The following is a 24,401-nucleotide window of genomic DNA, read 5'->3' as shown; positions in this document are numbered from 1 at the left end:
TTTTAAACCTTATTTTTAGGTCTTTTAACTAGTTGAAAAAGCAAATTTTTCAACCAAAAATGTAGGTTATAAACACCTTACAAAAATTCCCAAAATGAAATTGCTGCGCCATTTTTTTTCCTTTTACATAAATAGCAGTATACACGTGGCCGTAGCGGTATGTTCCTTTGCAATAATAACAGCTCTGGAATTTGGATTTAGAATGGATTTGACGCTTTTTGCTTTTATATTTTTCGGAACAATATCTGGCTATAATTTTGTAAAATATGCAAAAGTAGCCGGCCTACACCACCGGACTTTGACAAATTCACTGAAAACGATACAGGTTTTTTCCTTCGTTTGTTTCTTGGCCTTTTGTTTTTTCGGCTTAAAACTTCCGTTGAAAATATTGGCTTTTATAGCAGCGTTTGGCCTACTTACTTTTTTTTATGCAGTTCCATCATTAAAAAGAAAAAATTTACGTTCGCTATCGAGGTTGAAGATTTTTATCGTAGCGGTGGTTTGGGCGGGCGTTACGGTTATTGTTCCGGCAATCTCAAAAACGGGAAGTTTTCATTCAGATATTTGGCTAACCTTTTTTCAAAGAATATTGATAGTAATTGTACTCACATTGCCCTTTGAGATTAGGGATGTGCGCTATGACGCGCTTTCTCTGAAAACATTTCCGCAGCAAATAGGTATAGGCAAAACGAAATATTTAGGAATTATATTTCTGGGAATAAGCCTTCTTCTTGAAACATTCAAAGAAAATTTCTCTTTTGAATATTTTACGGCACTTTTAATTTTTTGTGTGATTTTGGCAGCGGTATTGGCTATTTCAAAAACCGAACAGCACAAATATTTTTCTTCTTTCTGGGTGGAAGGACTCCCTATTTTTTGGTTGCTGATTTATTGTTTATTATTAGCATAGAAAGTTATTCGGCACTCAAGTTTTGCTGAATTTTATCCTGTAAAGCCCGTTTTTCTTCAGAATTTAAAGTTCTAAGGCGGGAATCGTGGAGAGATTTTGTGAGCTGTGTGTTGCTTTTGGTATAGGTTCTGCAAAATTTACAAATTGCCAAATGGAAAAAATGGATTATTTTCTGAAAAAAGGACGTTTCCTTATATTGACTTTTATCGCAAATTTGTTGTGCTTCCTCACATTTTATAAATAATCCCATATTTTTTTATTTGTTGAACCAGTTATCATTCAGGCATTCCATAAGCGTTTTTCGGGCGCGGTGAATGATAACCCAAAGATTAGACGGCGTAATATTGTATTCTTTACAGATGGCATCCGTATCAAATCCTTCCACAGTTTTCAGCTTAAAGATTTCAGCCTGTCTTTTATCCAATTTATCGAGGCAATCCAGTATTGCCAATCCCAATTCCTCGTTTTCGAGCGTGTCTTCCGCAGTTTTGTCAAAAGGGTCTGCGGCATTTTCTTCCAGCCAGTCTCCTTCGGAATCTTCATTTTTATAATTAATATGAATTTCAGCCTTCCCCTTTTTCGAATTTATTTTTCGATAATAATCAATAATTTTTCGCTTCAATATTGAAATTAGCCACGTGCGTTCCGTGGCTTCACCCTTAAAATTTTTGCTGGATTTCAAAGCGGCCAAAAATGTATCTGAAATAATATCCTGCGCGACCACGTGGTCGTTTACGCGAACAATGGTGTAATTGTAGAGGTAATCAGCGTATTTATCTACCCATAAATTGGGTTGCAGTATTTCCAAGGAATTATTTTTGATACTCCCAAAAGTAGCAAAGTTTATATGAAAAAATCCAGGATGGTAATTTGTTTTGGCATAAATTTTTTTCCGAAGTGGGTTATTCCCAGTACATTTACCCCACTAATTATTTTATTTCTTTCCCAATGAAAAAATTTATACTTGGAACCTTTGCGTTTCTATCAATTTCTATCACAGTTTTTGCACAGGAAGCCAAGAGTGTTTACGCTACCATGGATATTGAAAACGCCGCCGAATTTAAAGCGGAATTCCCCGACCAAATAGATATTTTAGGGACGGGCAATGGTCACGCCGCCGTATTTATTTCAGAGAATGTTCGGCATTTAATTCACGACAAAGTTAAAACGCACGGGCCGGGTTATGTTTTTAAAACTAACGAAGCTGCCGCCCTTAAAGCAATAAATAGGGTAAAGCCACAAAATCGGGTATTAATTGACTACACAATTGATCAGGATGCATTGGTAAATCAGGGTATCTCTATGGTAGATGGGGATAATATTGAAACAGATATTTTAATACTTCAAAATTACGGAACGCGTTACCACAATAGGCCGGCCGCAACACAATCGGTCTTGGATTTGAAAGACAGATGGGATGGAATGATTGCAGCCGCCGGACGGACGGATGTCCACACTCGCATTTACAATCACGTAAATACAAATATGCCGTCAGTAATCTTGACTTTTGACGGCGCCCAAACTCCGAACGAATTTGTAATTATTGGCGGACATATAGATTCTACATCTTTTCCAAATAACGATAACGCGCCCGGTGCCGATGATGACGCTTCCGGTATTGCAACTATGACTGAAATGGTTCGTGTATTGCTGGATATGGATTTTGTGCCAAACCGCTCCATTGAGGTAATGGCATTTGCGGCAGAAGAAATTGGGCTAGTAGGTTCAGAGGAAATTGCGCAGAATTATGCTAGCAATAATGTGGACGTTGCAGCTTTTGTTCAGTTTGATATGACTGCCTTTAAAGGTTCTTCCGAAGATGTTTATATCACCACAGATTTCTATAACAGCCAGACATTGAATAATTATTTAATTGATTTGATGGACCACTATAATAGCACCGGCGAGCACGCTTTTACCTACGGATTTTCACAGTGCAATTATGGCTGCTCAGACCACTTTAGTTGGGCAGACGCTGGGTACGATGCTGCGTTTCCTTTCGAGGCAGAATTGAGCGATAGCAACCCAAATATCCATAGCCCGCAGGATGTATATACATTTTTGAACAATACGGACCAATCGGTTAAATTCGCCAAATTGGGTCTTGAATTTTTAATTGAAGCCGCAAAACCTGCTACACTTTCAGTTGAAGATTTTTCTGAAAAAGCTGTTTCTATTTATATGAAAGACAAATCACTGAATTATCTTTTGAGGAATTCAAATTCAAACGTAACAGAAATTTCAATCTACACTATCGCCGGGCAGAAAATAACCACCGAAACAATGAATGCCGAAGCTGGAAGTATTTCACTTTCGCAGTTTGCGCAAGGCTTTTACATAGCTAAATTCACAATGGAAAATAACCATACGGTTACCAAAAAGTTTGTGTTGAACTAATGAACTTTATGCTGTAAACAAAAATGTAAGGCTTCAAAAGTGTGAAACTTTTGAAGCCTTATTTTATGTAAGCAACCCCGCCCGTTTCAAAAGCGCTTCCGGATCTGGCTCCTGCCCACGGAATTGTTTGTACAGTTCCATAGGATCCATCGTGCCACCTTGTGAGAGTACAAATCCTTTAAACTTATCGGCTACTTTTTTATTGAAAATGCCTTCTTGTTTGAAAAGTGCAAAAGCGTCCGCATCCAGCACTTCCGCCCATTTGTAACTGTAATATCCTGCTGAATAACCGCCTTGGAATATATGCGAAAACGAAGTACTCATACAATTTTCCTTTACATCTGGATACAACTGCGTATCTTCGAAAGCTGCAATTTCAAAAGACTTTACATTATTTACATGAGACGGGTCGCCGCCGTGCCACGCCATATCCAGCATTCCAAAACTTAATTGCCGTAATGTGGCCATACCCTCCAGAAATGTTGCAGATTCTTTAATCTTTTCCACATATTCCATCGGTATTAATTCCCCAGTTTTATAGTGGGTGGCAAACAGCTCCAGCGTTTCCTTTTCATAGCACCAGTTCTCTAAAATTTGACTTGGCAATTCTACAAAATCCCAATAAACACTGGTGCCAGAAAGGCTAGGGTAGTGGGTATTTGCCAATATACCGTGTAGTGCATGACCAAATTCGTGAAAAAGTGTGGTTACTTCATTGAATGTAAGCAGCGAAGGCTTGCTTGAAGTAGGCTTTGTGAAATTACAGACTATGGAAATATGCGGTCTTTCATTTTTACCATTTTTTATTTGTTGCGGTTTGTATGAAGTCATCCAAGCGCCATTTCTTTTTCCTGGACGCGGGTGGAAATCAGCATAAAAAATGGCAACCAATTCACCTTCGTCATCTTTTACTTCATAGGTTTTTACATCTGCGTGGTATTTGTCGATATTCTGAACTTCTTCAAAATGTAGTCCGTACAGTTTTTCAGCTACCGTGAAAACGCCTTGGATCACATTTTTCAATTCAAAATAAGGCTTCAGCTTTTCATCGTCCAGATTGAAAAGTTTTTGTTTCAATTTTTCAGAATAATATGCGTCGTCCCATTTTTCTAAACGATCAATATTGTCCAGATCCTTCGCAAAAGCCGTGAGTCTTTCAAATTCCTTTTGGGCTGCTGGTTTTGCTTTTGCCAAAAGTTCGTATAAAAATGATTTTACTTTTTCGGGAGTTTCCGCCATGCGTTCTTCAAGAACAAAATTCGCGTGGCTATCATAGCCTAACAAATTTGCGCGTTTATGCCGAAGTTTCGAAATCTGCAAAACATTGTTTTGATTGTCCAGTTTATCATTGTGAAAACCCTTGGCGCCAAAGGCAATCGCCATTTTTTTCCGCAGTTCTCGATTGTCTGCATACGTCATAAACGGAACGTAACTTGGATAATCCAATGTAAAGACCCAACCGTCTTTTCCTTTTTCCGAAGCGGTTTGGGCGGCGGCTTCAATTGTACCTTCGGGCAAACCGGAAAGGTCTTTTTCATCTGTGATATGAAGTTCAAACCTATTGGTTTCAGCTAATACATTTTCGCCGAAAGTGAGGCTCAGCTTAGAAAGTTGGGTGTCTATTTTTCGCAATTCGCTCTTTTTTTCTTCAGAAAGATTGGCGCCGTTGCGCGCGAAAGACTTATATTTTTTAGTGAGCAACATTTGTTGTTCTGCATTCAAATTCAATGAATCCTTTTGTTGATACACATTTTTTACTCTTTCAAATAAAGCTTCGTTTAACAAAAGATCATTGCTGAATTCCGTAAGCATCGGAGAAATTTCCTGCGCTATTTTTTGAATTTCGTCATTTGTTTCGGCACTATTCAAATTAAAAAAAATACTTGTTGCCCTATCCAGTTTTTCCCCCGTGTTTTCTAAAGCTTCCAGTGTATTTTCAAAGGTAGGCGCATCGCTATTCTCAGTAATGGCGTCAATTTCAGCTTTTGTTTCAGCAATCAATTGTTTTATGGCAGGTAGAAAATGTTTGTTTTCTATTTCTGAAAAAGGGGCGGTATTGTATGATTTTAAAAGGGGGTTCATTAAGATTTTAGATTTAAGACGTTAGATTTTAGATTATTTGGATCCAACGATTTAATATTTTAGAATACTGAATACTATTTACTGAGCACTGCGAACTTTAGCGGCGCCTTCCTCAACCTTCATTTTTAGGCCTTCTTTGTAGGCAATAATTTTGTCAAGCACACATTTATCTGAAGCTCCGATAATCTGTGCTGCGAGGATTCCTGCATTTTTTGCGCCGTTGAGCGCAACTGTTGCCACGGGAACGCCGCCCGGCATTTGCAAAATGGAAAGAACGCTGTCCCAACCATCAATGGAATTGCTGGATTTTACCGGCACGCCGATTATGGGCAATGGCGAAAGCGAGGCAACCATTCCCGGAAGGTGCGCTGCGCCGCCCGCGCCTGCGATTATCACTGAGATTCCGCGGGTGTGTGCGTTCTTTCCGTAATCGAAAAGTTTATCTGGGGTGCGGTGGGCAGAAACGATATCTACTTCCACCTCAATATCAAATCCTTTTAAAATGTCGATTGCTTCCTGCATTATTGGAAGGTCGCTGGTGCTTCCCATTATTATTGCTACTTTGCTCATTGGGTTCAAGTTTCAGGTTTTAGGTTTCATATTCTAAATTTTAGAATATGAGGTTTGAAAAATTGTTTTTAAATATTATTTTTTATCCAATCTCTTATTGCTTCAAATTTCATTTTGCCTTCTGAAATTGAAATTATAAAATCATAAATTTCATCTTCCGAAGCTTTTAGGGTATATCCGCCCTCTGCCAAAAGTAACCTCATAAAAGCATACCCCATTCTTTTATTTCCGTCAATAAATGGATGATTGATAATTATGCTTTCAACAATTGCCGCAGATTTTTCTAAAGCCGTAGGATATAAATCTTCACCACCAAATGTTTGGAATGGCCTATTTAATGCTGACAAAAGGCTTCCGGTATCGCGAATTCCGGCACTACCACCAGAAGATTTTGCAATGATTTCATTCAATTCTTGTGCTAATTTTAAAGAGATCATTGCGCTAGCCTGTCAAAAAGATTTGACTCTTTTACAAGCAAATCAATCACATATTCTTTTCTTTTTTCGTCTTGGTTTATTACTTTTTCAATCAAAAAAAGCGCTTCGTCCAGTTGCTCATCAGATAAGGATTCTATTGCTTTTTTAAGATTTTTCTTTTTTTCTAAATATGTCATAAATACCATTTTTATGAAAGATACGAAATCTAATTTCTACTTATAACCTCAATCGTCTTCTTAACGGCCTCCGCAATTTTTCTTGCTTCGGTAATGTCCTTATTTACAATGGTTACATGTCCCATTTTTCTAAAGGGGCGGGTTTCCTTTTTCCCATAAATGTGGGGCGTTACGCCTTCCATTTTTAAAATTTCATCAATATTTTTATATAAAACCGGGCCGTTGTGGTTTTCTGCGCCCACAAGATTTACCATTATGCCGCCCACTTTGCTGTCCGTGTTTCCCAACGGTAAATTGAGAATGGCGCGAATGTGCTGTTCAAATTGGTTGGTGTAGCTTGCCTCGATGCTGTAATGGCCGCTGTTGTGTGGGCGCGGGGCAACTTCATTCACAAGGATTTCGTCGTCCTCGGTCTGGAACATTTCTACCGCCAAAAGACCCACATGCTCAAACGCTTCGGAAACTTTTTTGGCAACTTCCCTGGCTTTATTCGCAACACTTTCCGCTATCCTTGCAGGGCAAATTACGTATTCCACTTGGTTGGCTTCAGGATGGAATTCCATTTCAACCACGGGATAGGTTTTTACCTCCCCGGAAGGATTTCTGGCAACAATTACGGCCAATTCATTTTTAAAGGGAATTAATTTTTCTGCAATGCACGCGCCTTCGGGTAACGGGATAATATCTTCGGCATCCTTAATTATACTCACACCTTTACCATCGTATCCGCCTGTGCAGCTTTTCCACACGAATGGAAAATGAAGTTCCTTGCGCACTATGGCTTCATTTAGCTGATATTTATCCTCAAAATTCTTGAAAGGCGAAGTAGGGATTTTTTGCTCTTTATAAAATTGTTTCTGAACCCCCTTATCTTGAATATTCCGCAACGTGGCTGCGCTGGGATATACTTTTGTCCCTTCACTTTCCAGTTTTTCCAAAGCGTCCACATTCACACTTTCAATTTCAAAAGTAAGCAGGTCCACTTTTTTTCCGAAGTTATAAACCGTATTAAAATCCATCAAATCGCCCTGTTCAAAATAATCTGCAGCAATACGGCACGGCGCTTCGGCACTTGGGTCAAGCACGCTCGTGCGGATGTCCCATTTTCGGGTTTCGTAGAGCATCATTTTGCCCAATTGTCCACCGCCAAGAATTCCAAGGGTAAAGTGGGAAGAAAAATAATTCATCTTAAATCGCTATTTTTTGCGTGATTAGCAAAGATAGTAAAATGGTATGTGGCGTGTATGATAATCTGCGGAAAGGCTACTCTGTTTTATCGGTTATTTTCCGGTTTTGTTCGAGTGTAGTTCAGGATTTGTTCGAAAAATCGCGGTGTTTTCGGAAGGATTCCCGAAGAAAAGTGGAGCGAGTGTGGGAGAAAGGTAGCTGAAATATGAATTTATAGTATGCTAATTAATTTGAGAACAAACCAAGTTTTTTTATAGTTTTAATGAATCTAATTTTTTCACTATGAAAACGTTTGTAAATAATACCAAGACAAAAATTATTGTAATAGCATTGGTTGTTGGCCTCCCATTGCAAATGTGCACCACCAATAATGATGATTGCAATTGCGGGCCGATTGCGGGCGAATTTTTCGACATAACAGGAATGGATTTGAGCAGCTATGAGCGAATCGATGAGAATGAAGTTGAAATATTGGAGGAAAATGAAGCCGTTGCGTACGATACCTATGATGGAATCCAGCTTGAATATGACGTAGACTTTATTTCTGAAGCCTCTCAAAAAAGCCTCGGTTTTTCGTTGATTTCCAGTGCGTATGCCTGTTCTTGCAAGCAAGATGGTTATGCTGGCTCTAAATTCGAAAAATTATCCAACTTGACCGTTACCACGCTGAATGATTTTGACGAAGATCACCTGGCTGGCTCCGTCATAAACGATTTAATTGTAGTAAAATCCTCCTTTAGGGATGCAAATGGCGAATATCTGCAAGACTTTTTGGAAAATTATGCGGAGTCCAATATTTCTGATCCATACTTAAATTTAAAAGTGGACAGAAAGCCAATCTTGGATGAAAACTTCAAAGTACGTGTGAAAGTTGAATTATCAACTGGTGAGGTGTATGAGGAGGTGACTTCAAATATAATTTTGCAATAAGCAACGAGTCATTATTATTTCCACAGCAGTGAAAATTGGCAATTTTAGTTGATTAATTCGCATTTCCTATATTTACATTTCAACTAAAAGCAAAACCATTTCTTAAAAAACGTATAGCTCATTGCAGACAAAAAAAATTTACTTCGCCCTACTATTTTTGATGTTTCCTATCCTTACTTTTTCGCAAGAAAGCAATCTTGGCGCTTGGTATGCCTATACCGGAAGTAAGAAAATTGATTCACTTTTCAATTGGCACCACGAGGTACAATTCAGAAATTACAATGCGGTTGGAGATTTAGAGCAATTACTTTTACGGACGGGAATTGGCTACAATCTTTCGGAAAATAACAACAATGTGTTGCTAGGGTACGCGTATATCCTCAGCCAAAACTATGTAGACGTAACCGATGAAAAAGTGGATGTTAATGAGCATCGTATTTTTCAGCAATTTATTACCAAGCAGAATTTCAATTTTTTGTCCCTTCAGCATCGGTACCGTTTTGAGCAACGTTTTATTGAGAGTGATTTCAGATTGCGGTTTCGGTATTTTTTATCGGTCAACATTCCTTTGGGCATTTCCATCGCTTCGGAAAAACCGCTGTATGCGACAGCTTACAATGAAATTTTTCTGAATACCGAAGAAACCATTTTTGATAGAAATAGACTATATGGCGCATTTGGTTATCGGTTCAACGAAGCTTTCCGAGTAGAATTGGGCTATATGAACCAATTTTTACAAAATGGCAGTCGAGACCAGATTATGGTCATGACTTTTCTTAACTTTTGAGAGCCTTTCAGAAAGCAACCTCTTTTCAAATTCCATGAGCCTTTATTTTTGTAAGTTTGTTTCTTCATTCCTCAATTCAAAAGAAAATAAATTTACTTCTATTTAAGAGCTCATGACTAATATTATTTTATTTGGCCCTCCGGGCGCAGGCAAAGGCACTCAAGCAGATATTTTAAAGGAAAAATACAATCTGGTGCACATCTCAACCGGTGACGTTTTTAGATATAACATAAAAAACCAGACTGAATTGGGCACGCTGGCAAAATCGTATATTGACAAAGGTCAATTGGTGCCAGATGAGATTACTATTGATATGCTGAGCAATGAGGTTGACAAAAATCCAGATGCCAAGGGTTTTATTTTTGACGGTTTTCCACGCACCGAAGCGCAAGCCGAAGCACTTGGGCATTTAATGGATGACAAGGATTCCCAAATTGATGCTATGGTTGCACTGGAGGTTGACGATGAAATTTTAGTAAAACGGTTGCTTGAACGTGGTAAAACTAGCGGTAGACCAGATGATGCCGATGAAAATGTGATACGAAACCGAATAAAAGTCTACTACGCCGAAACTGCAATCCTAAAGAATTACTACAAAAAAATGGATATGTACTACGGCATTGATGGCGTGGGAAGCATTGAAGATATTACCGAACGCTTGAGTCAGGTTATTGATAAAATTGGTCAATAATTAAAAATTCATCAACCATAATTGCAGTTCGCAAACAAGAAATAACATAGGATATATGACCGAAGGGAATTTTGTAGATTACGTAAAGGTGCACGTGACTTCCGGTAAAGGAGGGCAGGGGAGCAAGCATATGCGCAGGGAAAAATATATCCCAAAAGGAGGGCCGGATGGTGGCGACGGTGGTCGTGGCGGACACGTAATAATTAAGGCGAATAAGAATCTTTGGACACTTTATCATTTAAAATTCAAAAGACATTTTAAGGCAGAACACGGTGAGCACGGAAGCAAGCAGACAAGCACGGGCGCGGACGGAGCAGATGAATATATTGAAGTGCCTTTGGGCACCGTAATTAGAGATAAGGAAACGGAAGAAATTTTGTTTGAACTTACCGAGGATGGTGAGGAAAAAATAATTGCGAAAGGTGGCCGTGGAGGGCTCGGTAATGCCCATTTTAAGTCTGCTACAAACCAGACTCCCAGATATTCGCAGCCAGGCGAGGAAGGCGAGGAAAAGGATATTATTCTTGAATTGAAAATTCTCGCCGATATTGGCTTGGTGGGCTTCCCAAATGCTGGAAAATCCACATTGCTTTCAGTAATTACGGCCGCAAAACCGAAAATTGCCAATTATGAATTCACCACCCTCAAACCTAATTTGGGCATCGTTGAATATCGCGATTTTAAAACCTTTGTAGTTGCGGATATCCCAGGAATCATTGAAGGTGCAGCCGAAGGAAAAGGAATCGGCCATCGCTTTTTGCGCCACATTGAACGCAACTCAACACTGCTTTTTTTAGTACCAGCGGATGCGCCGGATATAAAGGAACAGTATGATATTTTAGTTGATGAATTGCGTCGCTACAATCCGCAGTTATTGGACAAGGAACGTCTTGTGGCAATCAGCAAAAGCGATATGCTTGATGAGGAATTAAAAGCGGAAATGAAAAAATTGCTCGACAAACAATTTAAGGGAATTCCATATTTGTTTATTTCATCCGTAGCGCAACAAGGATTAACGGAGTTGAAGGACAAACTTTGGGCAATGCTGAATTAATAAAATCTTTTCATTATTGTTAAAGAAAAATAAACCGAAACACATCGGAACGTTTTTTGCTTATTTTTAAATAAAGAATAACGCAATGAAAATTATCTATCTTTTGCTTTTTGCCGCGGTCCTTACTTCCTGTGGTGCCACCGTTGCGGTGGATTATGATAAACAAGCCGATTTTTCTACCTATAATTCCTATAATTATTATCCAAATATAGACTCTGGTTTGAGTGAGCTCGACGACGAGCGGATTATGCGAGTAACAGATAGTCTGCTTCAGGAAAGGGGTTTTGTTAAAACCGAAAATCCATCATTTTTAATTAATTTCTTTGCAAGGGAAAGCCTTTCAAATTCCCAGAGCACTATTGGATTTGGTTTTGGTAGCGCCGGTGGAAACGTGGGTGTAGGAGTAGGGGGCGGAATCCCAATTGGCGGCCGCACGATCAACCAACAATTGACCATGGATTTTGTAGATTTTGCGCAGGATGATTTGGTTTGGCAGGCCGTTTCAGATGCCGATTATAAAGAAAGTTTTTCGCCAGAAAGGAAAGAAGCATATTATTTCAGCCTTATCGAGAAAATACTTTCAAAATATCCTCCTGAAAAAAATTGACCGTTTTATTTTTGCAATCCATTACACATAGTTCTGGATGTTTTTGAAAATACCAATAAATAGTCTGCTAATATTTAATTTCTGAAATTTGAATACCAAGCATTTCATCACATACATAGTTTTTTTATTTCTTTTAAGTCCTTTTATAGCAATAGCACAAAGCGATTTTCAGCGTGCTGAAACCTATTTTGAACAAGAAAAATTTTCAAAAGCACAACCCATTTTTGAAAAATTTCTGCAACAAAATCCTTCAGATAAAAAAACCCGCGAATATTTAGGAGATATAGCTTCCTATGAAAAAGATTGGGATACGGCCATAGAATATTATAAAGCGTTGGCAGCCGAAGAGGACAACAATGCAAATTATCATTTTAAATATGGCGGTGCCTTGGGTATGAAAGCATTGAGTATTAGCAAGGTTCGGGCGTTGGCGTACATTCCTGATATTAAAAGGGAATTGGAACGCGCTGCGGATCTCGATAAAAAACACATAGAAGCACGCTGGGCTTTGGTTGAATTGTATATGCAATTACCTGGAATTGTAGGTGGTAGCGAGGAAAAAGCACAATCTTTTGCGAATCAACTTTCAAAGATTTCCGCGGTTGATGGTTATTTGGCAAGCGGTTACATTGCTGAATATTCCAAACGTCCAGAAGAAGCTGAGAAATTTTATAAAAAGGCAATTGAAATAGGTGGTTCACCCCATACCTATGAAAAATTGAGCAACCTTTACGAAACAAACAATCAGCCTAACAAAGCACTGGAAACTACGGCCACTTCCCTAAAAAAACACAAGCGCAACCAACTGAATTACCAAATTGGTAAAATTGCCGCGCAGTATAATATAAAGCCCCATTATGGCATTGAGTGCCTTTACCAATATCTGGCAGATTATTCGGTAAAAGATGGCGTTCCGCGGGATTGGGCTTATTACAGGCTCGCCCAAATTTATAAGAATTTGGGAAAGAAGGAAATTGCACTCACTTGGATCAATAAAGCACTTTTGGAACGAAATAATTTTGAGGAAGCCAAAAAAGAAAAGTCGCTTATTTTAGCACTATAATTCAGGTTCAGCAAAAATTTTTCAGATAAACTTTTAAACACATAAACTCATATTTTGCAATGAGAATCCACTTTATAGCCATAGGCGGTAGCGCAATGCACAATCTTGCATTGGCCTTGCATCAAAAAGGAGATAAGATAACCGGTAGCGATGATGAGGTTTTTGAGCCTTCAAAAAGCCGATTGCAAAATGCGGGACTTTTACCGGCCGATGAAGGCTGGTTTCCGGAAAAACTGACTTCAGAAATTGATGCTGTAATCCTTGGTATGCACGCAAAAGCGGATAATCCAGAACTTCTAAGGGCAAAGGAATTGGGACTGAAAATTTTTAGCTATCCAGAATTCCTTTACGAACAATCTAAAAACAAAACCCGGGTAGTCATCGGCGGATCACATGGAAAGACTACTATCACCTCCATGATCCTGCACGTAATGAATTACCATGGCAAGCACGTAGACTTTATGGTGGGAGCACAGCTCGAGGGGTTTGATACTATGGTGAAAATTACGGATGAAAGCGATTTTATGGTGATTGAGGGTGATGAATATTTATCCTCACCCATAGACAGACGGCCTAAATTTCATCTATACAAACCCAATATTGCTTTATTGAGCGGAATTGCGTGGGATCACATCAACGTATTTCCTACCTATGAAAATTACGTTCAGCAATTTGAAATTTTTTTGAAAGAGATTACAAACGGCGGCGCCATAATTTATAATGAAGAGGACGCTGAAGTGAAGCGTGTGGTTGAAGCTGCGGCCAATCCCATCAAAAAATATCCGTACCAAACACCCGAATATTCCGTGGAGGATGGCGTTACACTATTAGAAACTCCCGAAGGTCCCATGCCCGTAGAAATCTTCGGAAAGCATAATCTCAACAATTTGGAAGGGGCGCGCTGGATTTGCCAATTGATGGGTGTGGATGCAGATGATTTCTATGAAGCCATTTCAACTTTTAAGGGCGCGAGCAAAAGGCTTGAGAAAATCACTGAAACTAAAAATGCGGTAGCCTATAAGGATTATGCCCACTCACCCAGTAAAGTAAAAGCAACTACGGAAGCCGTTAAAAACCAGTATCCAAATAGAAAACTGATAGCCTGCCTTGAGTTGCACACCTATAGCAGTTTAAACCCAGAATTTTTAAGGGAATATAAAGGAACACTGGATGCGGCCGACAGTGCGGTAGTTTTTTATTCGCCCCACGCTGTAATGATAAAGCAACTTGAAGAAATAAAAGGCGAACAAATAGAACAGGCTTTTGATAGGGAAGACTTGGTTGTATTTACAAATCCCGCAGATTTTAAAACATACCTTTATTCCCAGGATTATGATAATACCTGCCTGCTTTTAATGAGCAGTGGCAATTATGGAGGGTTGGATTTTGAGGAGGTTAAGGGGTATTTAAAATAAATATAAGACCGCTTCGCTGCAAGACAAAAGACTTAAGATTCTAAAGAACATACTTCAAAGCATTTTCAAAAGTTTTATGTTATTTTATAAATTTCATCAATAAATCCCGAAATATTCTTTCGGGATTTTTTCAGCATTTCCTGTTTTGCATTTTCAAAATTTTGCGGACTTTTATCCTGTGAGAGTTTAAATTTTCCCTCCCAATTAGTTATTTCAATTTCAAAGGTTTGAATATATTCCAGCAATCGTTCCATACGTGGATCCTCTTGTTTCAGAATAAAATTTTGATCGTTCGCTTCCAGGAAATCGGTCATATCAACCATTGTTTTTTTGATAGCTTTCGGGTCGTTTATAAGTTTAATGTTGCCCGTTACGTGAACGATAATATAATTATAGGTAGGTAAATGTGGGGTATTGTAAATTGAAGGCGAAATATAGGTTTCTGGTCCTTTGAAAATTACTGTGACTTCAGCACCATTTTGCAACGTTTCTAGTTGCGGATTACTTCGGTCTATATGTGCGACCAATTTTTTTGAAGTTTCATTATAAATGATGGGAATGTGAGTGATAAACGGTTTTCCCTCTTTCGCACTCACGAGCATTCCCAAAGGAAAATGCTGGATAACTGAAATCATTTTTTGAATATCGTGCGATTGATGGTGGGAAGGTGGATACATATGCGGCAAATTATCAAGTTAAAGATAACAAACCATGGCAATTTAGATTAGCGCATACGCTTCATTTTGCTTCCATATTTTAAAACTTTACTGAAATTTCCTTTTGCTCAGCTTCGGTAAACAATCTCGAGATTATTAAAAAACGATAGCCTAACGGGATTTCCAATGAAAAACTGGCGCCGCGCCCTTTGGTAATATCTATGGTTAAATGCGTATGTTTCCAATATTCGTATTGATCTTTATTCATATAAAAATTTACGCCTTCCACTTGTCCTAAAAGCACATCACTCTCGTCTAGATACAGATCGTCCTTTTGCAAAAGCATCGGCGCCGAACCATCACAACATCCACCACTTTGGTGAAAAATTAAATCACCAAATGTTTCTTTCAAGGAATTCAAAACTTCGGCCGCTTTATCAGTTATTGCTACTTTGGTAGTTTTCATAACATTGTTTTTCTGAAATTAAAAAAAATAAAAGTTGCCTTTTCCAGACCGGACAAAGGCAACTTTTTTTAATCTATAATTAATTTAAAAGAAACCTAATTTCTTTTTATCATATGAAATAAGCATATTTTTTGTCTGCCTGTAATGGTCCAGCATCATTTTGTGGTTTTCGCGGCCAATACCAGATTTTTTATAGCCCCCAAAAGGTGCGTGTGCCGGATAGGCGTGGTAATTGTTTACCCAAACACGCCCAGCTTTTACCTTTCGCGCCACTTGATAGGCCTGGTGCATATCCCGAGTCCAGACGCCCGCACCCAATCCATAAAGGGTGTCATTTGCTATTTCAATGGCTTCTTCTTCGTCTTTAAACGTAGTTACGCAAACCACTGGGCCAAAGATCTCCTCTTGGAAAACGCGCATTTTGTTATTTCCCTTAAAAATTGTGGGCTGAATGTAATAACCCCCTTCCAGACCTTCATTGTAAGCCGCTTCACCGCCAGTTAGAACTTCACAGCCTTCCTCTTTTCCTATTTTTAAATAATTGAGGATTTTCTCATATTGGTCGTTGGATGCCTGTGCGCCCATCATCGTGTCAGGATCAAGCGGATGGCCAATTTTTATGGCCTTTGTTCTTTCCACAACGCGCTTCATAAAGTCATCAAAAATGCTTTCCTCTACCAAAATTCTTGATGGGCAAGTACATACTTCGCCTTGATTGAAAGCGAAAAGTACTGCGCCTTCAATAGCTTTGTCGAAAAAATCATCATCTGCATCCATAATACTTTTGAAGAAAATATTGGGGGATTTACCGCCCAACTCCAAAGTAACCGGAATAATGTTTTTTGAAGCATATTGCATGATAAGTTGGCCGGTAGTGGTTTCGCCAGTAAATGCAATTTTATTTATCCTTGAACTTGATGCCAGAGGTTTTCCGGCTTCAAGACCAAAACCGTTTATGATATTCAAGACTCCGGCTGGAACAATATCCTGTATCATTTCTGCCAAAATCATAATACTTACAGGGGTTTGTTCGGCAGGTTTCAGTACTACACAATTTCCGGCGGCGAGTGCCGGGGCAAGTTTCCAAGTAGCCATTAATAGGGGAAAGTTCCATGGAATTATTTGCCCGACCACGCCAAGGGGTTCCCAAATATTAAGGGAAACAGTATTTTCATCGAGTTCACTGGCTCCGCCTTCCTCAGCGCGGATTACACCGGCAAAATATCGGAAGTGGTCCACAGCAAGTGGAAGATCGGCAGCGCTGGTTTCACGTATAGGTTTGCCATTGTCCCAGGTTTCCGCACGTGCAAGCACCTCAATGTTCTTTTCTATAACATCCGCAATTTTCAGGAGTACGTTGCTGCGCTCCGTGGCAGAGGTATTGTTCCAGCTTTTGGCAGCTTCCCAAGCGGCATCAATCGCCTTGTCCACATCTTCCTGAGTGGAGCGTGCTACTTTTGTGAATGCATTGCCGTCTACTGGCGAAATGCTTTCAAAATATTCGCCCTTTACGGGAGCTACCCATTTTCCTGCTATAAAATTATCGTATGTATCTTTGAATTCCGGCTTTTCGATTGCCTTTCCTTTCTCGGTTTGGATCGTACTCATAGTTTTTGATTTTGATTATCACTTTTTTAATTTTAATAAAGATATTTTAATAATTTCGCAATAACTTGAACAATTCTATCAACCAATAACACAATACTGTAACTTTAATAGAATTGTGTTATTTTTTTGTACTATTGGTGAATGGAACACTCACTGCGAAACCATAGGGAAAGCCGAAAAATCTATACACTGGTTGAAAACCGCACGACCTACAATGCAGAGTATGCTGAGTTGAATATCTTCGAAACCCACAAAGCTGCTGAACGTGTTTCCCTAACGTTCGATTTTCCAGTGATTGCGAGTATGCTCACGGGCAAAAAAATTATGCATCTTAAATATTTGCCGGATTTCGAATTTTTGCCTGGTGAATCTGTGGTGATGCCCGCCAATGAAGAAATGGTAATTGATTTTCCCATAGCTACCCAAGCAAGTCCCACGCAGTGTCTGGCACTTGGTATAGACCCGGGAAAGATTAGTGAAGTCGCTCTGAAATTTAATGAGCAGATTAATTTTGAGGAAGAAAATAATAACTGGAATCTTGAAAAGGGCACAGCTTCGCATTTAACCAACCAAGTTGAGGTCAATTATTTGATCGAAAGATTAGTAAGTACGTTTACGCATAATTCTGCCTCAAAAGATGCATTATTGGATTTAATGATTCAAGAGTTGATAATCCGGCTGTTGCAGACCAAGGCGAAGCAAAGCATTCTCAATGATACGCTTGATATTTTTAGTGATACGCGCATTGGCTCTGTGGTAAAATATATAAAGGAAAACCTAACCGATAGGTCCATAAATGTGGAACAACTTGCGGAAAAAGCATATATGAGTTCGTCCAGTTTTCATAAAAAGTTCAAGAATACATTGGGGATTTCGCCCGTAGATTTTATGAATTCTGAAAAAATTAAGTTCGCCAAAAAATTGATGAAGGAAAATAAAAATATGCTTATTTCTGAAATAGCCTTCAAATCTGGCTTTAACAATGTGAGCTATTTCAACCGTCAATTCAAAAAATTGGAATTGATGACGCCACAGCAGTTTATTTACTCGTTCAGAAAATAATTATTTTAAAGGTTTAAGCGAAGAAAAAAACACAAAGCCGAAGCCAATAAACAACATTAGGTGAAAGGGAAAAAGCCCAAAATCCCCACCCGTATTGCCAACCGTAAATGCGCTGAACATTCCAAAAGCAAAATAGAGCATTAAAAATCCTTCAATAATTGTAATGGCCGAAAATTGATGGGTGAGATATTTATTGCTTTTCCATGTTTCTTTAAAACTGCCCACATTGAATTTTGGCGTGCGTATAAATTCACTCTTTTTGCCAAAATGGCCCTCCAAAACCGCCAATGAATTATGTACCGAAAAGCCCATGGCCACTGAAAAAAATGTGAAAAACATACCAATATATCTGATGAAATTTTTCCATCCGCCGCCGTGAATCCTCGAAAAAGTAATCCAATAACAAACGAAGAAAATTAGCGTACTCAGGGCAAAAGTTGCCAGCACATAAAACAGATATTTCAGCTCTGGATTTTTTGCTTTTATGTAAAGCATGGGTACGCTCAAAACCGCAATCATCAATATCAAAATAAACATACTGCTATTCAAAAGATGAAAAAAACTATGGAATTTTGTCCTCCATGAAATCTCAGAATCCTTTAAAATTGAAAAATAATTTTTCTGGAAATTTTCCGCAGCGCCTTTGTTCCAGCGAAATTGTTGGCTTTTCGCAGCGCTTATAACCACGGGCAATTCCGCTGGGGTCTCCACATCTTCCAAATATTTGAATTTCCAATTTTTCAATTGGGCACGGTAGCTTAAATCGAGATCTTCTGTGAGCGTATCGCCCTGCCAATTCCCCGCATCGAGGATACAGGATTTACGCCAAACGCCCGCCGTCCCATTAAAATTTATAAAATGGTTGCCAAAATTTCTACCCGTTTGTTCCAAAATAAAGTGGAAGTCAAGCGCAAAAGCCTGAATTTTCGTAAGCAACGAATAATCACGATTTATATGCCCCCAGCGCGTTTGAACAACACCAATTTTTTCATCTTTGAAATAGGGAATTGTTTTTTGCAGCCAATCCTTCTTCGGAAGAAAATCGGAATCAAAAATGGCAATAAATTCCCCGGTTGCGGTTTTTAAACCTTCTTTCAATGCCCCGGCTTTAAAACCAGTTCTATTTTTTCGTGAAATATGCTGAATATTGATTCCTCTGTTTTGCAGTTCTTTTATATGAATTGCAGTGCTTTCAAAAGATTCATCGGTGCTGTCGTCCAATACCTGAATCTGCAACTTTTCCGAAGGATAATCTATTTCAACAATGTTATCAAGCAAGCGTTGCATTACATAAAGTTCATTGTAAACTGGGAGTTGAATGGTTACAAACGGAATTTCTTCGGGATTGTTGAAATTGAATTTTTCGCCTTCCCTGTGATTTTTTTTTGCTTTTAAATAATTAAACAGAAGATTGAGTTGCGCGAGTGCGTAGAAAAAAATAAGTAAAAGTGAAAGGGCGTAAATGCCAACGACGAAGTAAACAAAAATCATTTTAGTGAATATTTAAAAATCCATCCCAGAATTTTTATGCCTGCAAATATAGCACCTTTTAAAGTCCCCGAAACTTTTGAAACTCCAATCCTGTTTCGGTATTTTACGGGAATTTCAACGTAAGAGAATTTCTTTTTGAGAATTTTCAGTTGCATTTCTACTGTCCAACCATAGGTTTTATCCTCCATGTTCAGTGCGAGCAATCTGTTGTACTTAATAGCACGGAAGGGACCCAAATCAGTAAATTTTGAATTGAAAAATAAACGCATCAATCGGGTTGCCAATTCATTACCGAAACGCTGCGGAAATGTCATGGATCCTGTTTCGCGTAACTCTTTATCGCGAGCCCCTATTACAAAATCGATATTCTTTTCAATAATTGGGGCTACTAATTTTGTCAATTCCTCAGGATAATCGCTGTAATCGCCATCCAGAAAAACGACAATATCTGGTTTGGGGTTCAGTATTTCAAGGTATTCCAATCCTTTTAAACAGGCATTTCCGTACCCTGATTTTGGTTGAAAAAGTACCGTGGCACCTGCATTTTTAGCGACTTCTCCAGTTTTATCGTTCGAGTTGTTATCTACCACAATTATTTCGGAAACTATATTCGGAATATCCGCAATAACTTGGGCAATGGATTTTTCTTCATTGAAAGCGGGAATAATTACTTTGATGTTTGGAACCATTGCAGAACTTGTGGTTTTCAGGTTGCGAAGGTCATAAAAATTTGTGACAAACTTTGGACGCAAACTGTAATAAAACCTAACGGTTAAGATCGAAAATTGCTGAAAAAATGATTATTTATTCACGTAATTCATTAAATCGATATCATTTCCCAACAAAATTTCATTGCTGTTGATTCTGTTTTTTAATGGACCGTTTTCCAATTTTAAAACTCCGCGCGGGCATACCGCCGAGCAGATGCCACAGCCTACACAACTTGAGCGTACTATATTTTCGCCTTTTTGTGCATAAGCTCGAACATCAATTCCCATTTCGCAATAGGTGGAGCAATTTCCGCAGGAAATGCATTGTCCGCCATTGGTAGTAATCCTGAAACGTGAAAATAAGCGCTGCTGAAACCCAAGAATAGCAGCCATTGGGCATCCAAAACGGCACCAAACCCTACTGCCAAAAATAGGATAAAAACCAACCCCGATAACACCACTGAAAACGGCTCCAATCAAAAAACCATATACTTTGTGCAATTGATAACCTGGGAAGAGAAAAAGTGTCCCAGTATTGTTCAAATGATTGTACAGCAAAAGGCTGATGAGTATGGTGAAATATGATATTGCGGCCAACTTTGCATCCTTTGCCAACTGTTCACGCCTAAAGATCATTGCCCAGCCAAAAACCAGCGTTAGTAGTGTCACTACCAACCAAATAAACAAACCTTTGTCCAGCCACACATCATCATACACTTTGCCACCAGTTTCCGCTTCCACCACAATTTCCTGTCGTGGCGCTCCGGCCAAAAGCAACGTTCCTTGAACACCTTCCTCAATCTGTTTAATTACTTGGGCATTTTCATTATAAGAAATAATATGAAAGGGAATACCAATGCTGCCCATATTTTCAAACGAAATATTGTCACCGTTTCCTTCCCTATCAACATAAATAAAGCGGCTTGCACCAGCTTCGGCGGCTTTTTTTCCGCGTTCAGCGAGCGGTGTGCCATCTCTTTCGCTTACAAAAACTATATTTTTTTCGAAATTATTCCAAGGTCCAATAGATTCCGATTCCTTATTTTTTATGAATGAATAGACCATTGCCACGGTCATAACGGTTACAAAAACCACAACGCTATGCACTACCCAACGTTCAATTTTCCAAGCGACCATGCGCTTATCGCTGAGATGCCGGTATGGATCGCCTGCCGTTTCCGCAAGACCACCACAACCACAAACCCAACTACAATACCAGCGTTTGCCATATTTATAGGTAAGAATGGGCGTAATTACAAAAATGGAAAGCAATCCAAAGATGAGCATTATAGTACCGATGCTACCAAAATTTGTAAACTCCTCAAGCCTGCCCGAGAATAAATCGTAATTAAGCGGCCAAATATTTTTTAAATCGTAAGAGGGCATGCTTAGCGCTCCCATAATATTTGGAATCATAAAGGCGAAGCAAAGCTGAAAAAACATCACACTGCATGTGCGGATAATCTCGTAGCGATTGTGGCGATATTTCCAAATAAACTTTATTCCGAAGAGCAAAATGGCGAGGGTATAAAGCACGCCATACACAAACCACTGGCTGGATGGTCCACCGGTCAATTTTTCACTCAACGGATCAAAAAGAGAAACAACGCCGGTATTTTTGCCGCCCTCAACCACACCGAGCAAATTGGGAAACCAATACAAAATAATGTAAAAAACGGTGAGTGCAATTCCTAAAACCCAAGCAACGAAACCACGCGACGTCATTGCCTTGAACATGACACCATCATTTTTGATACCTGCCTCCGTGCCTTTATATTGGCCATAGGTAAACACTAAAACCCCTGTTATCATTGCAAAAAAAGCAATCCAAAACCAAATAGGATTCTCGGGCAAATTGATATTGAAAGCCGCCAAAAGCAAAACAGTAAGACCTGTGATACCTAGCGCGGTTCCTATTTTTTGAAGCGCATTTAAAGCTACGGGCGGTTGCCCAGAAAGTGACATATCATTTTGAATTGCGCCCATATTTTTTTATAAATTAATTTTTTAAGATTTTGAAAAATGCAATTTTATCTTTTGAAGCGGCGTTTTGTTGAATTCTGGATCAAAACACGCCTTTTCAAGATTTTCAATTGTAAAATCAATTGTTTTTTCGCTGTTGAGCCAATGGTCCCAAACATTGTGTTTCATTCTAATTCCAAAGGTATTTATGCCCACTACTTTTCTGTTTGATGTGCTAAATTCAATGTCCATAGCGCGTTTACCAGTTTCACATTCCCAGTGATAATGGGAGTTTTCTTCCTTCGGTTTGTTCCAAACGCGACCGTAGGTTTGGTATTCTATATTGAAAAATTTTGCGGAATTGAACCAGATTCCCGGATTCCATTCCGTGGGATTGTTGCAAATGGTTTGCGCCACGGTTTCGCCCATCATCCGGCCAGTGTACCACACGGCTTCCACGCTTTTTCGCTCCCGTACCGCTTCACGTTGCTGGGCGCAATCGCCAATGGCATATACATTTTCTTGATTAGTTTTTAAGAATCTGTCGACGAGAATTCCTTCGTCGCAATCGAGGGGTGTATTTTTCAGCCAATCAATATTCGGTTTTACGCCAGAACAAATTCCGAGAAAATCACAGGGTAAAATTTTTCCTGATTTAGTTTTTACTGAAGAGACTTTTCCGCTTTCATCCGAAAATATTTCAGCCAATTCTTCTTCGTGAAGCAAATTTATTCCGTGGCTGGCTATTTCTCTGGAAATTAAGTCTGCGGATTGCTGCGGTAGCGTTCCTGCCCAAAATCCTTTTTCCCGAACCAAAAATGTAACGGGAATTTTTCTGGTGTGAAGCATTTCAGCAAGTTCAACCCCAATTAAACCCCCGCCCACGAGCACCGCATTTTTGCAAACATCATTATTTTGCGCGTATTTTTCAATCTGTTCCAAATCCTGAAGCGAAACCATACCAACCACTGCCTTACTTTCCTGCCCTCGCCAGCCGTGGAATTTTGTTGTGCTTCCTGTGGCAATTATCAATTGGGAATATTCAATGGCTTCGCCGCTTTCGAGAATGCATTTTTTTTCAGAAAAATCAATGGATTTTACCCAATCCTGAACCAAATCAATTCTATTTTTTTTCCAGAACCAATCTTCGTACGGCTTTGTGTGTTCATATTTCAAATGCCCCATATAAATGTACATGAGGGCAGTGCGGCTCCAAAAATGTTCACTTTCACCGGAAATAATGGTAATTTTTTTATCCGAAAGTTTCCGAATATGCCTTGCCGCGGTAACGCCGGCAATTCCATTTCCAATGATTACTATGTGATCCATCTACTGCGGAATATTTTGTTGGTTGTTCAAGCTCCAATCGTACGGAATATAATTTAACTCCGCATCTTTATTGATTTTCACATCCGAATATTCATTGATAAACTCTATGATGGTTTTTCCATCAACCTTAAAATCTGCTGGATAAAATTCGAAAATTGAACTGATTTTGGGATCATTCGGGGTAATTTGATTTTTTGGGCCATTCAAAAATTCGTTCGTGGCACGGGTCATCAATTCATCCACATTTTTCGCGGTGTACGCTTCCCGAAGCAATTTTGGGCAGCTTTCGCTGGCACAATTAATGGCGAAATGAATGCGCGGCTCTTTCATTGGCTGAAGAATTCCCTTTTCAATGGTATTTAGGGAAACGGTTTTATCGCCTATTTTAATGAACTCAGTCCCCCAGGGCCCGCCGTCATCCGTAATATCTTTGATACTTCCCGGCATATTATTCCGAATAATCAATTGCACCGTACCGGCATTGTAACTGTTGATGTAATATGCCAACTGCTCTTCAATAGGCCACGATTCCTGCGGCGGATTTTCCGCCAGATTTTTCATATAAGCGTTTAATTTCAAACTGTCTGACTGAAAACCGGGATAATCTACATAGCCTTTCTCATCTACATATTTTTTCAAAAGTGCGTCCCATTCAGAATGGTTCACGATATTCTCTTGAATATCGGAAGAAAGTTCTCCTTTTTTTTCGGTTGCGGGCAAGCCTTTATCGTTTTTGCAGGAAACTGCAGAAATTGCAATCAGGACTAAAAATATCAGCAAATTGAAAGTTCTCATTAGGTAAATATTTTG

Annotated in this window: 25 protein-coding genes; 10 read left to right on the top strand and 15 right to left on the bottom strand. The window is 39.1% G+C overall.

The annotated features are described in order from the left end of the window. Positions 1-94 precede the first annotated feature (94 nt). Entirely contained in the window at positions 95-910 is an 816-nt protein-coding gene (locus tag KIV10_RS04715) for a hypothetical protein (RefSeq protein ID WP_214112339.1), read from the top strand. A gap of 4 nt (positions 911-914) precedes the next feature. On the opposite strand, the gene KIV10_RS04710 is transcribed toward KIV10_RS04715, so the two are convergent. Both KIV10_RS04710 and KIV10_RS04705 read right to left on the bottom strand, forming a co-directional pair. After that, positions 915-1,160 carry a hypothetical protein gene (locus KIV10_RS04710; RefSeq protein ID WP_214112338.1) on the bottom strand — a complete coding sequence of 82 codons (246 nt, stop codon included), beginning with the start codon at positions 1,158-1,160 and terminating at the stop codon, positions 915-917. A gap of 6 nt (positions 1,161-1,166) precedes the next feature. After that, positions 1,167-1,718 (bottom strand): sigma-70 family RNA polymerase sigma factor, encoded by a 552-nt coding sequence (locus KIV10_RS04705; protein WP_214112337.1) that lies wholly within the window; start codon positions 1,716-1,718, stop codon positions 1,167-1,169. A 140-nt stretch (positions 1,719-1,858) separates the two neighbouring features. On the opposite strand from KIV10_RS04705, the gene KIV10_RS04700 reads away from it, so the two are divergent. Beyond that, positions 1,859-3,307 carry a M20/M25/M40 family metallo-hydrolase gene (locus KIV10_RS04700; protein WP_214112336.1) on the top strand — a complete coding sequence of 483 codons (1,449 nt, stop codon included), beginning with the start codon at positions 1,859-1,861 and terminating at the stop codon, positions 3,305-3,307. Between the two features lie 63 nt (positions 3,308-3,370). Here the strand turns inward: KIV10_RS04700 and KIV10_RS04695 are convergent, their stop codons facing one another. The 5 genes from KIV10_RS04695 to KIV10_RS04675 form a co-directional block, all read right to left on the bottom strand. Then, a complete protein-coding gene (locus KIV10_RS04695; protein ID WP_214112335.1) occupies positions 3,371-5,389 on the bottom strand; it encodes a M3 family metallopeptidase in 2,019 nt (672 codons plus the stop codon). Between the two features lie 78 nt (positions 5,390-5,467). Beyond that, complete coding sequence (gene purE / locus KIV10_RS04690) at positions 5,468-5,959, bottom strand: 5-(carboxyamino)imidazole ribonucleotide mutase (RefSeq protein ID WP_214112334.1); 492 nt, start codon at positions 5,957-5,959, stop codon at positions 5,468-5,470. A 68-nt stretch (positions 5,960-6,027) separates the two neighbouring features. Further along, positions 6,028-6,396, bottom strand: coding sequence for a type II toxin-antitoxin system death-on-curing family toxin (locus tag KIV10_RS04685; RefSeq protein ID WP_214112333.1), 369 nt, complete (start codon positions 6,394-6,396; stop codon positions 6,028-6,030). Further along, a complete protein-coding gene (locus KIV10_RS04680; protein WP_214112332.1) occupies positions 6,393-6,572 on the bottom strand; it encodes a hypothetical protein in 180 nt (59 codons plus the stop codon). The genes KIV10_RS04685 and KIV10_RS04680 overlap by 4 nt, the downstream gene beginning before the upstream one ends. 29 nt (positions 6,573-6,601) lie before the next feature. Beyond that, positions 6,602-7,759 carry a 5-(carboxyamino)imidazole ribonucleotide synthase gene (locus KIV10_RS04675; protein WP_214112331.1) on the bottom strand — a complete coding sequence of 386 codons (1,158 nt, stop codon included), beginning with the start codon at positions 7,757-7,759 and terminating at the stop codon, positions 6,602-6,604. Positions 7,760-8,042: 283 nt separating this feature from the next. Between KIV10_RS04675 and KIV10_RS04670 the strand changes: the two genes are divergently transcribed. The 7 genes from KIV10_RS04670 (at position 8,043) to KIV10_RS04640 (ending at position 14,307) form a co-directional block, all read left to right on the top strand. Further along, on the top strand, positions 8,043-8,690 hold the full coding sequence (locus KIV10_RS04670; protein WP_214112330.1) for a hypothetical protein: 648 nt from the start codon (positions 8,043-8,045) through the stop codon (positions 8,688-8,690). Positions 8,691-8,850: 160 nt separating this feature from the next. After that, positions 8,851-9,477: a DUF2490 domain-containing protein gene (locus KIV10_RS04665; RefSeq protein ID WP_214112753.1), complete on the top strand. Its 627-nt coding sequence runs from the start codon at positions 8,851-8,853 to the stop codon at positions 9,475-9,477. A 112-nt stretch (positions 9,478-9,589) separates the two neighbouring features. Then, positions 9,590-10,168, top strand: a complete 579-nt coding sequence (locus KIV10_RS04660; RefSeq protein ID WP_214112329.1) for an adenylate kinase — start codon at positions 9,590-9,592, stop codon at positions 10,166-10,168. A gap of 55 nt (positions 10,169-10,223) precedes the next feature. Continuing rightward, positions 10,224-11,222, top strand: a complete 999-nt coding sequence (gene obgE, locus KIV10_RS04655; RefSeq protein ID WP_214112328.1) for a GTPase ObgE — start codon at positions 10,224-10,226, stop codon at positions 11,220-11,222. Positions 11,223-11,307: 85 nt separating this feature from the next. Then, a complete protein-coding gene (locus tag KIV10_RS04650) occupies positions 11,308-11,829 on the top strand; it encodes a DUF4136 domain-containing protein (protein WP_214112327.1) in 522 nt (173 codons plus the stop codon). 88 nt (positions 11,830-11,917) lie between these two features. Continuing rightward, positions 11,918-12,892 carry a tetratricopeptide repeat protein gene (locus KIV10_RS04645; RefSeq protein ID WP_246516193.1) on the top strand — a complete coding sequence of 325 codons (975 nt, stop codon included), beginning with the start codon at positions 11,918-11,920 and terminating at the stop codon, positions 12,890-12,892. A 59-nt stretch (positions 12,893-12,951) separates the two neighbouring features. Then, positions 12,952-14,307, top strand: a complete 1,356-nt coding sequence (locus KIV10_RS04640) for a UDP-N-acetylmuramate--L-alanine ligase (RefSeq protein WP_214112326.1) — start codon at positions 12,952-12,954, stop codon at positions 14,305-14,307. 74 nt (positions 14,308-14,381) lie between these two features. Here KIV10_RS04640 and KIV10_RS04635 read toward each other — a convergent pair whose 3' ends face one another. From KIV10_RS04635 to exaC, 3 genes are all read right to left on the bottom strand, one after another. After that, positions 14,382-14,984: an FMN-binding negative transcriptional regulator gene (locus KIV10_RS04635; protein ID WP_214112325.1), complete on the bottom strand. Its 603-nt coding sequence runs from the start codon at positions 14,982-14,984 to the stop codon at positions 14,382-14,384. A 79-nt stretch (positions 14,985-15,063) separates the two neighbouring features. Continuing rightward, positions 15,064-15,429 (bottom strand): DUF779 domain-containing protein, encoded by a 366-nt coding sequence (locus tag KIV10_RS04630; RefSeq protein ID WP_214112324.1) that lies wholly within the window; start codon positions 15,427-15,429, stop codon positions 15,064-15,066. A gap of 84 nt (positions 15,430-15,513) precedes the next feature. Continuing rightward, the gene (gene exaC / locus KIV10_RS04625; protein WP_214112323.1) at positions 15,514-17,037 is read right to left on the bottom strand and encodes an acetaldehyde dehydrogenase ExaC; all 1,524 of its coding nucleotides are present in this window, start codon (positions 17,035-17,037) and stop codon (positions 15,514-15,516) included. 141 nt (positions 17,038-17,178) lie between these two features. Between exaC and KIV10_RS04620 the strand changes: the two genes are divergently transcribed. Beyond that, positions 17,179-18,099, top strand: coding sequence for an AraC family transcriptional regulator (locus KIV10_RS04620; RefSeq protein ID WP_214112322.1), 921 nt, complete (start codon positions 17,179-17,181; stop codon positions 18,097-18,099). Here the strand turns inward: KIV10_RS04620 and KIV10_RS04615 are convergent, their stop codons facing one another. The 5 genes from KIV10_RS04615 to KIV10_RS04595 all read right to left on the bottom strand — a co-directional run bounded on the left by KIV10_RS04615 (position 18,100) and on the right by KIV10_RS04595 (position 24,386). Next, positions 18,100-19,590: a cellulose synthase family protein gene (locus KIV10_RS04615; protein ID WP_214112321.1), complete on the bottom strand. Its 1,491-nt coding sequence runs from the start codon at positions 19,588-19,590 to the stop codon at positions 18,100-18,102. Further along, positions 19,587-20,279 carry a glycosyltransferase family 2 protein gene (locus tag KIV10_RS04610; protein ID WP_214112320.1) on the bottom strand — a complete coding sequence of 231 codons (693 nt, stop codon included), beginning with the start codon at positions 20,277-20,279 and terminating at the stop codon, positions 19,587-19,589. Before KIV10_RS04610 ends, KIV10_RS04615 begins: the two co-directional genes overlap by 4 nt. A gap of 111 nt (positions 20,280-20,390) precedes the next feature. Then, positions 20,391-22,286, bottom strand: a complete 1,896-nt coding sequence (locus tag KIV10_RS04605; protein WP_214112319.1) for a 4Fe-4S binding protein — start codon at positions 22,284-22,286, stop codon at positions 20,391-20,393. A gap of 21 nt (positions 22,287-22,307) precedes the next feature. Further along, a complete protein-coding gene (locus tag KIV10_RS04600; protein WP_214112318.1) occupies positions 22,308-23,591 on the bottom strand; it encodes an NAD(P)/FAD-dependent oxidoreductase in 1,284 nt (427 codons plus the stop codon). Continuing rightward, a complete protein-coding gene (locus tag KIV10_RS04595; protein ID WP_214112317.1) occupies positions 23,592-24,386 on the bottom strand; it encodes a DUF547 domain-containing protein in 795 nt (264 codons plus the stop codon). Between the last annotated feature and the right edge of the window lie 15 nt (positions 24,387-24,401).

The sequence above is a fragment of the Aequorivita echinoideorum genome (assembly GCF_018476645.1).
GTDB lineage: Bacteria > Bacteroidota > Bacteroidia > Flavobacteriales > Flavobacteriaceae > Aequorivita > Aequorivita echinoideorum.
The sequence above is the reverse complement of the archived record's forward strand: the minus strand, read 5'-3'. Positions and strand labels throughout refer to the sequence as shown.

Excerpts from the sequence above, each read along its gene's own strand:
- KIV10_RS04685 (WP_214112333.1), bottom strand. The coding sequence starts at position 6,396 with ATGATCTCTTTAAAATTAGCACAAGAATTGAATGAAATCATTGCAAAA.
- KIV10_RS04665 (WP_214112753.1), top strand. The coding sequence starts at position 8,851 with ATGTTTCCTATCCTTACTTTTTCGCAAGAAAGCAATCTTGGCGCTTGG.
- KIV10_RS04640 (WP_214112326.1), top strand. The coding sequence starts at position 12,952 with ATGAGAATCCACTTTATAGCCATAGGCGGTAGCGCAATGCACAATCTT.
- obgE (WP_214112328.1), top strand. The coding sequence starts at position 10,224 with ATGACCGAAGGGAATTTTGTAGATTACGTAAAGGTGCACGTGACTTCC.
- KIV10_RS04670 (WP_214112330.1), top strand. The coding sequence starts at position 8,043 with ATGAAAACGTTTGTAAATAATACCAAGACAAAAATTATTGTAATAGCA.
- KIV10_RS04630 (WP_214112324.1), bottom strand. The coding sequence starts at position 15,429 with ATGAAAACTACCAAAGTAGCAATAACTGATAAAGCGGCCGAAGTTTTG.
- KIV10_RS04650 (WP_214112327.1), top strand. The coding sequence starts at position 11,308 with ATGAAAATTATCTATCTTTTGCTTTTTGCCGCGGTCCTTACTTCCTGT.
- KIV10_RS04710 (WP_214112338.1), bottom strand. The coding sequence starts at position 1,160 with ATGGGATTATTTATAAAATGTGAGGAAGCACAACAAATTTGCGATAAA.
- KIV10_RS04660 (WP_214112329.1), top strand. The coding sequence starts at position 9,590 with ATGACTAATATTATTTTATTTGGCCCTCCGGGCGCAGGCAAAGGCACT.
- KIV10_RS04605 (WP_214112319.1), bottom strand. The coding sequence starts at position 22,286 with ATGGGCGCAATTCAAAATGATATGTCACTTTCTGGGCAACCGCCCGTA.
- KIV10_RS04610 (WP_214112320.1), bottom strand. The coding sequence starts at position 20,279 with ATGGTTCCAAACATCAAAGTAATTATTCCCGCTTTCAATGAAGAAAAA.
- KIV10_RS04615 (WP_214112321.1), bottom strand. The coding sequence starts at position 19,590 with ATGATTTTTGTTTACTTCGTCGTTGGCATTTACGCCCTTTCACTTTTA.
- KIV10_RS04635 (WP_214112325.1), bottom strand. The coding sequence starts at position 14,984 with ATGTATCCACCTTCCCACCATCAATCGCACGATATTCAAAAAATGATT.
- KIV10_RS04600 (WP_214112318.1), bottom strand. The coding sequence starts at position 23,591 with ATGGATCACATAGTAATCATTGGAAATGGAATTGCCGGCGTTACCGCG.
- KIV10_RS04620 (WP_214112322.1), top strand. The coding sequence starts at position 17,179 with ATGGAACACTCACTGCGAAACCATAGGGAAAGCCGAAAAATCTATACA.
- KIV10_RS04675 (WP_214112331.1), bottom strand. The coding sequence starts at position 7,759 with ATGAATTATTTTTCTTCCCACTTTACCCTTGGAATTCTTGGCGGTGGA.
- KIV10_RS04595 (WP_214112317.1), bottom strand. The coding sequence starts at position 24,386 with ATGAGAACTTTCAATTTGCTGATATTTTTAGTCCTGATTGCAATTTCT.
- purE (WP_214112334.1), bottom strand. The coding sequence starts at position 5,959 with ATGAGCAAAGTAGCAATAATAATGGGAAGCACCAGCGACCTTCCAATA.
- KIV10_RS04680 (WP_214112332.1), bottom strand. The coding sequence starts at position 6,572 with ATGACATATTTAGAAAAAAAGAAAAATCTTAAAAAAGCAATAGAATCC.
- KIV10_RS04700 (WP_214112336.1), top strand. The coding sequence starts at position 1,859 with ATGAAAAAATTTATACTTGGAACCTTTGCGTTTCTATCAATTTCTATC.
- exaC (WP_214112323.1), bottom strand. The coding sequence starts at position 17,037 with ATGAGTACGATCCAAACCGAGAAAGGAAAGGCAATCGAAAAGCCGGAA.
- KIV10_RS04695 (WP_214112335.1), bottom strand. The coding sequence starts at position 5,389 with ATGAACCCCCTTTTAAAATCATACAATACCGCCCCTTTTTCAGAAATA.
- KIV10_RS04715 (WP_214112339.1), top strand. The coding sequence starts at position 95 with ATGAAATTGCTGCGCCATTTTTTTTCCTTTTACATAAATAGCAGTATA.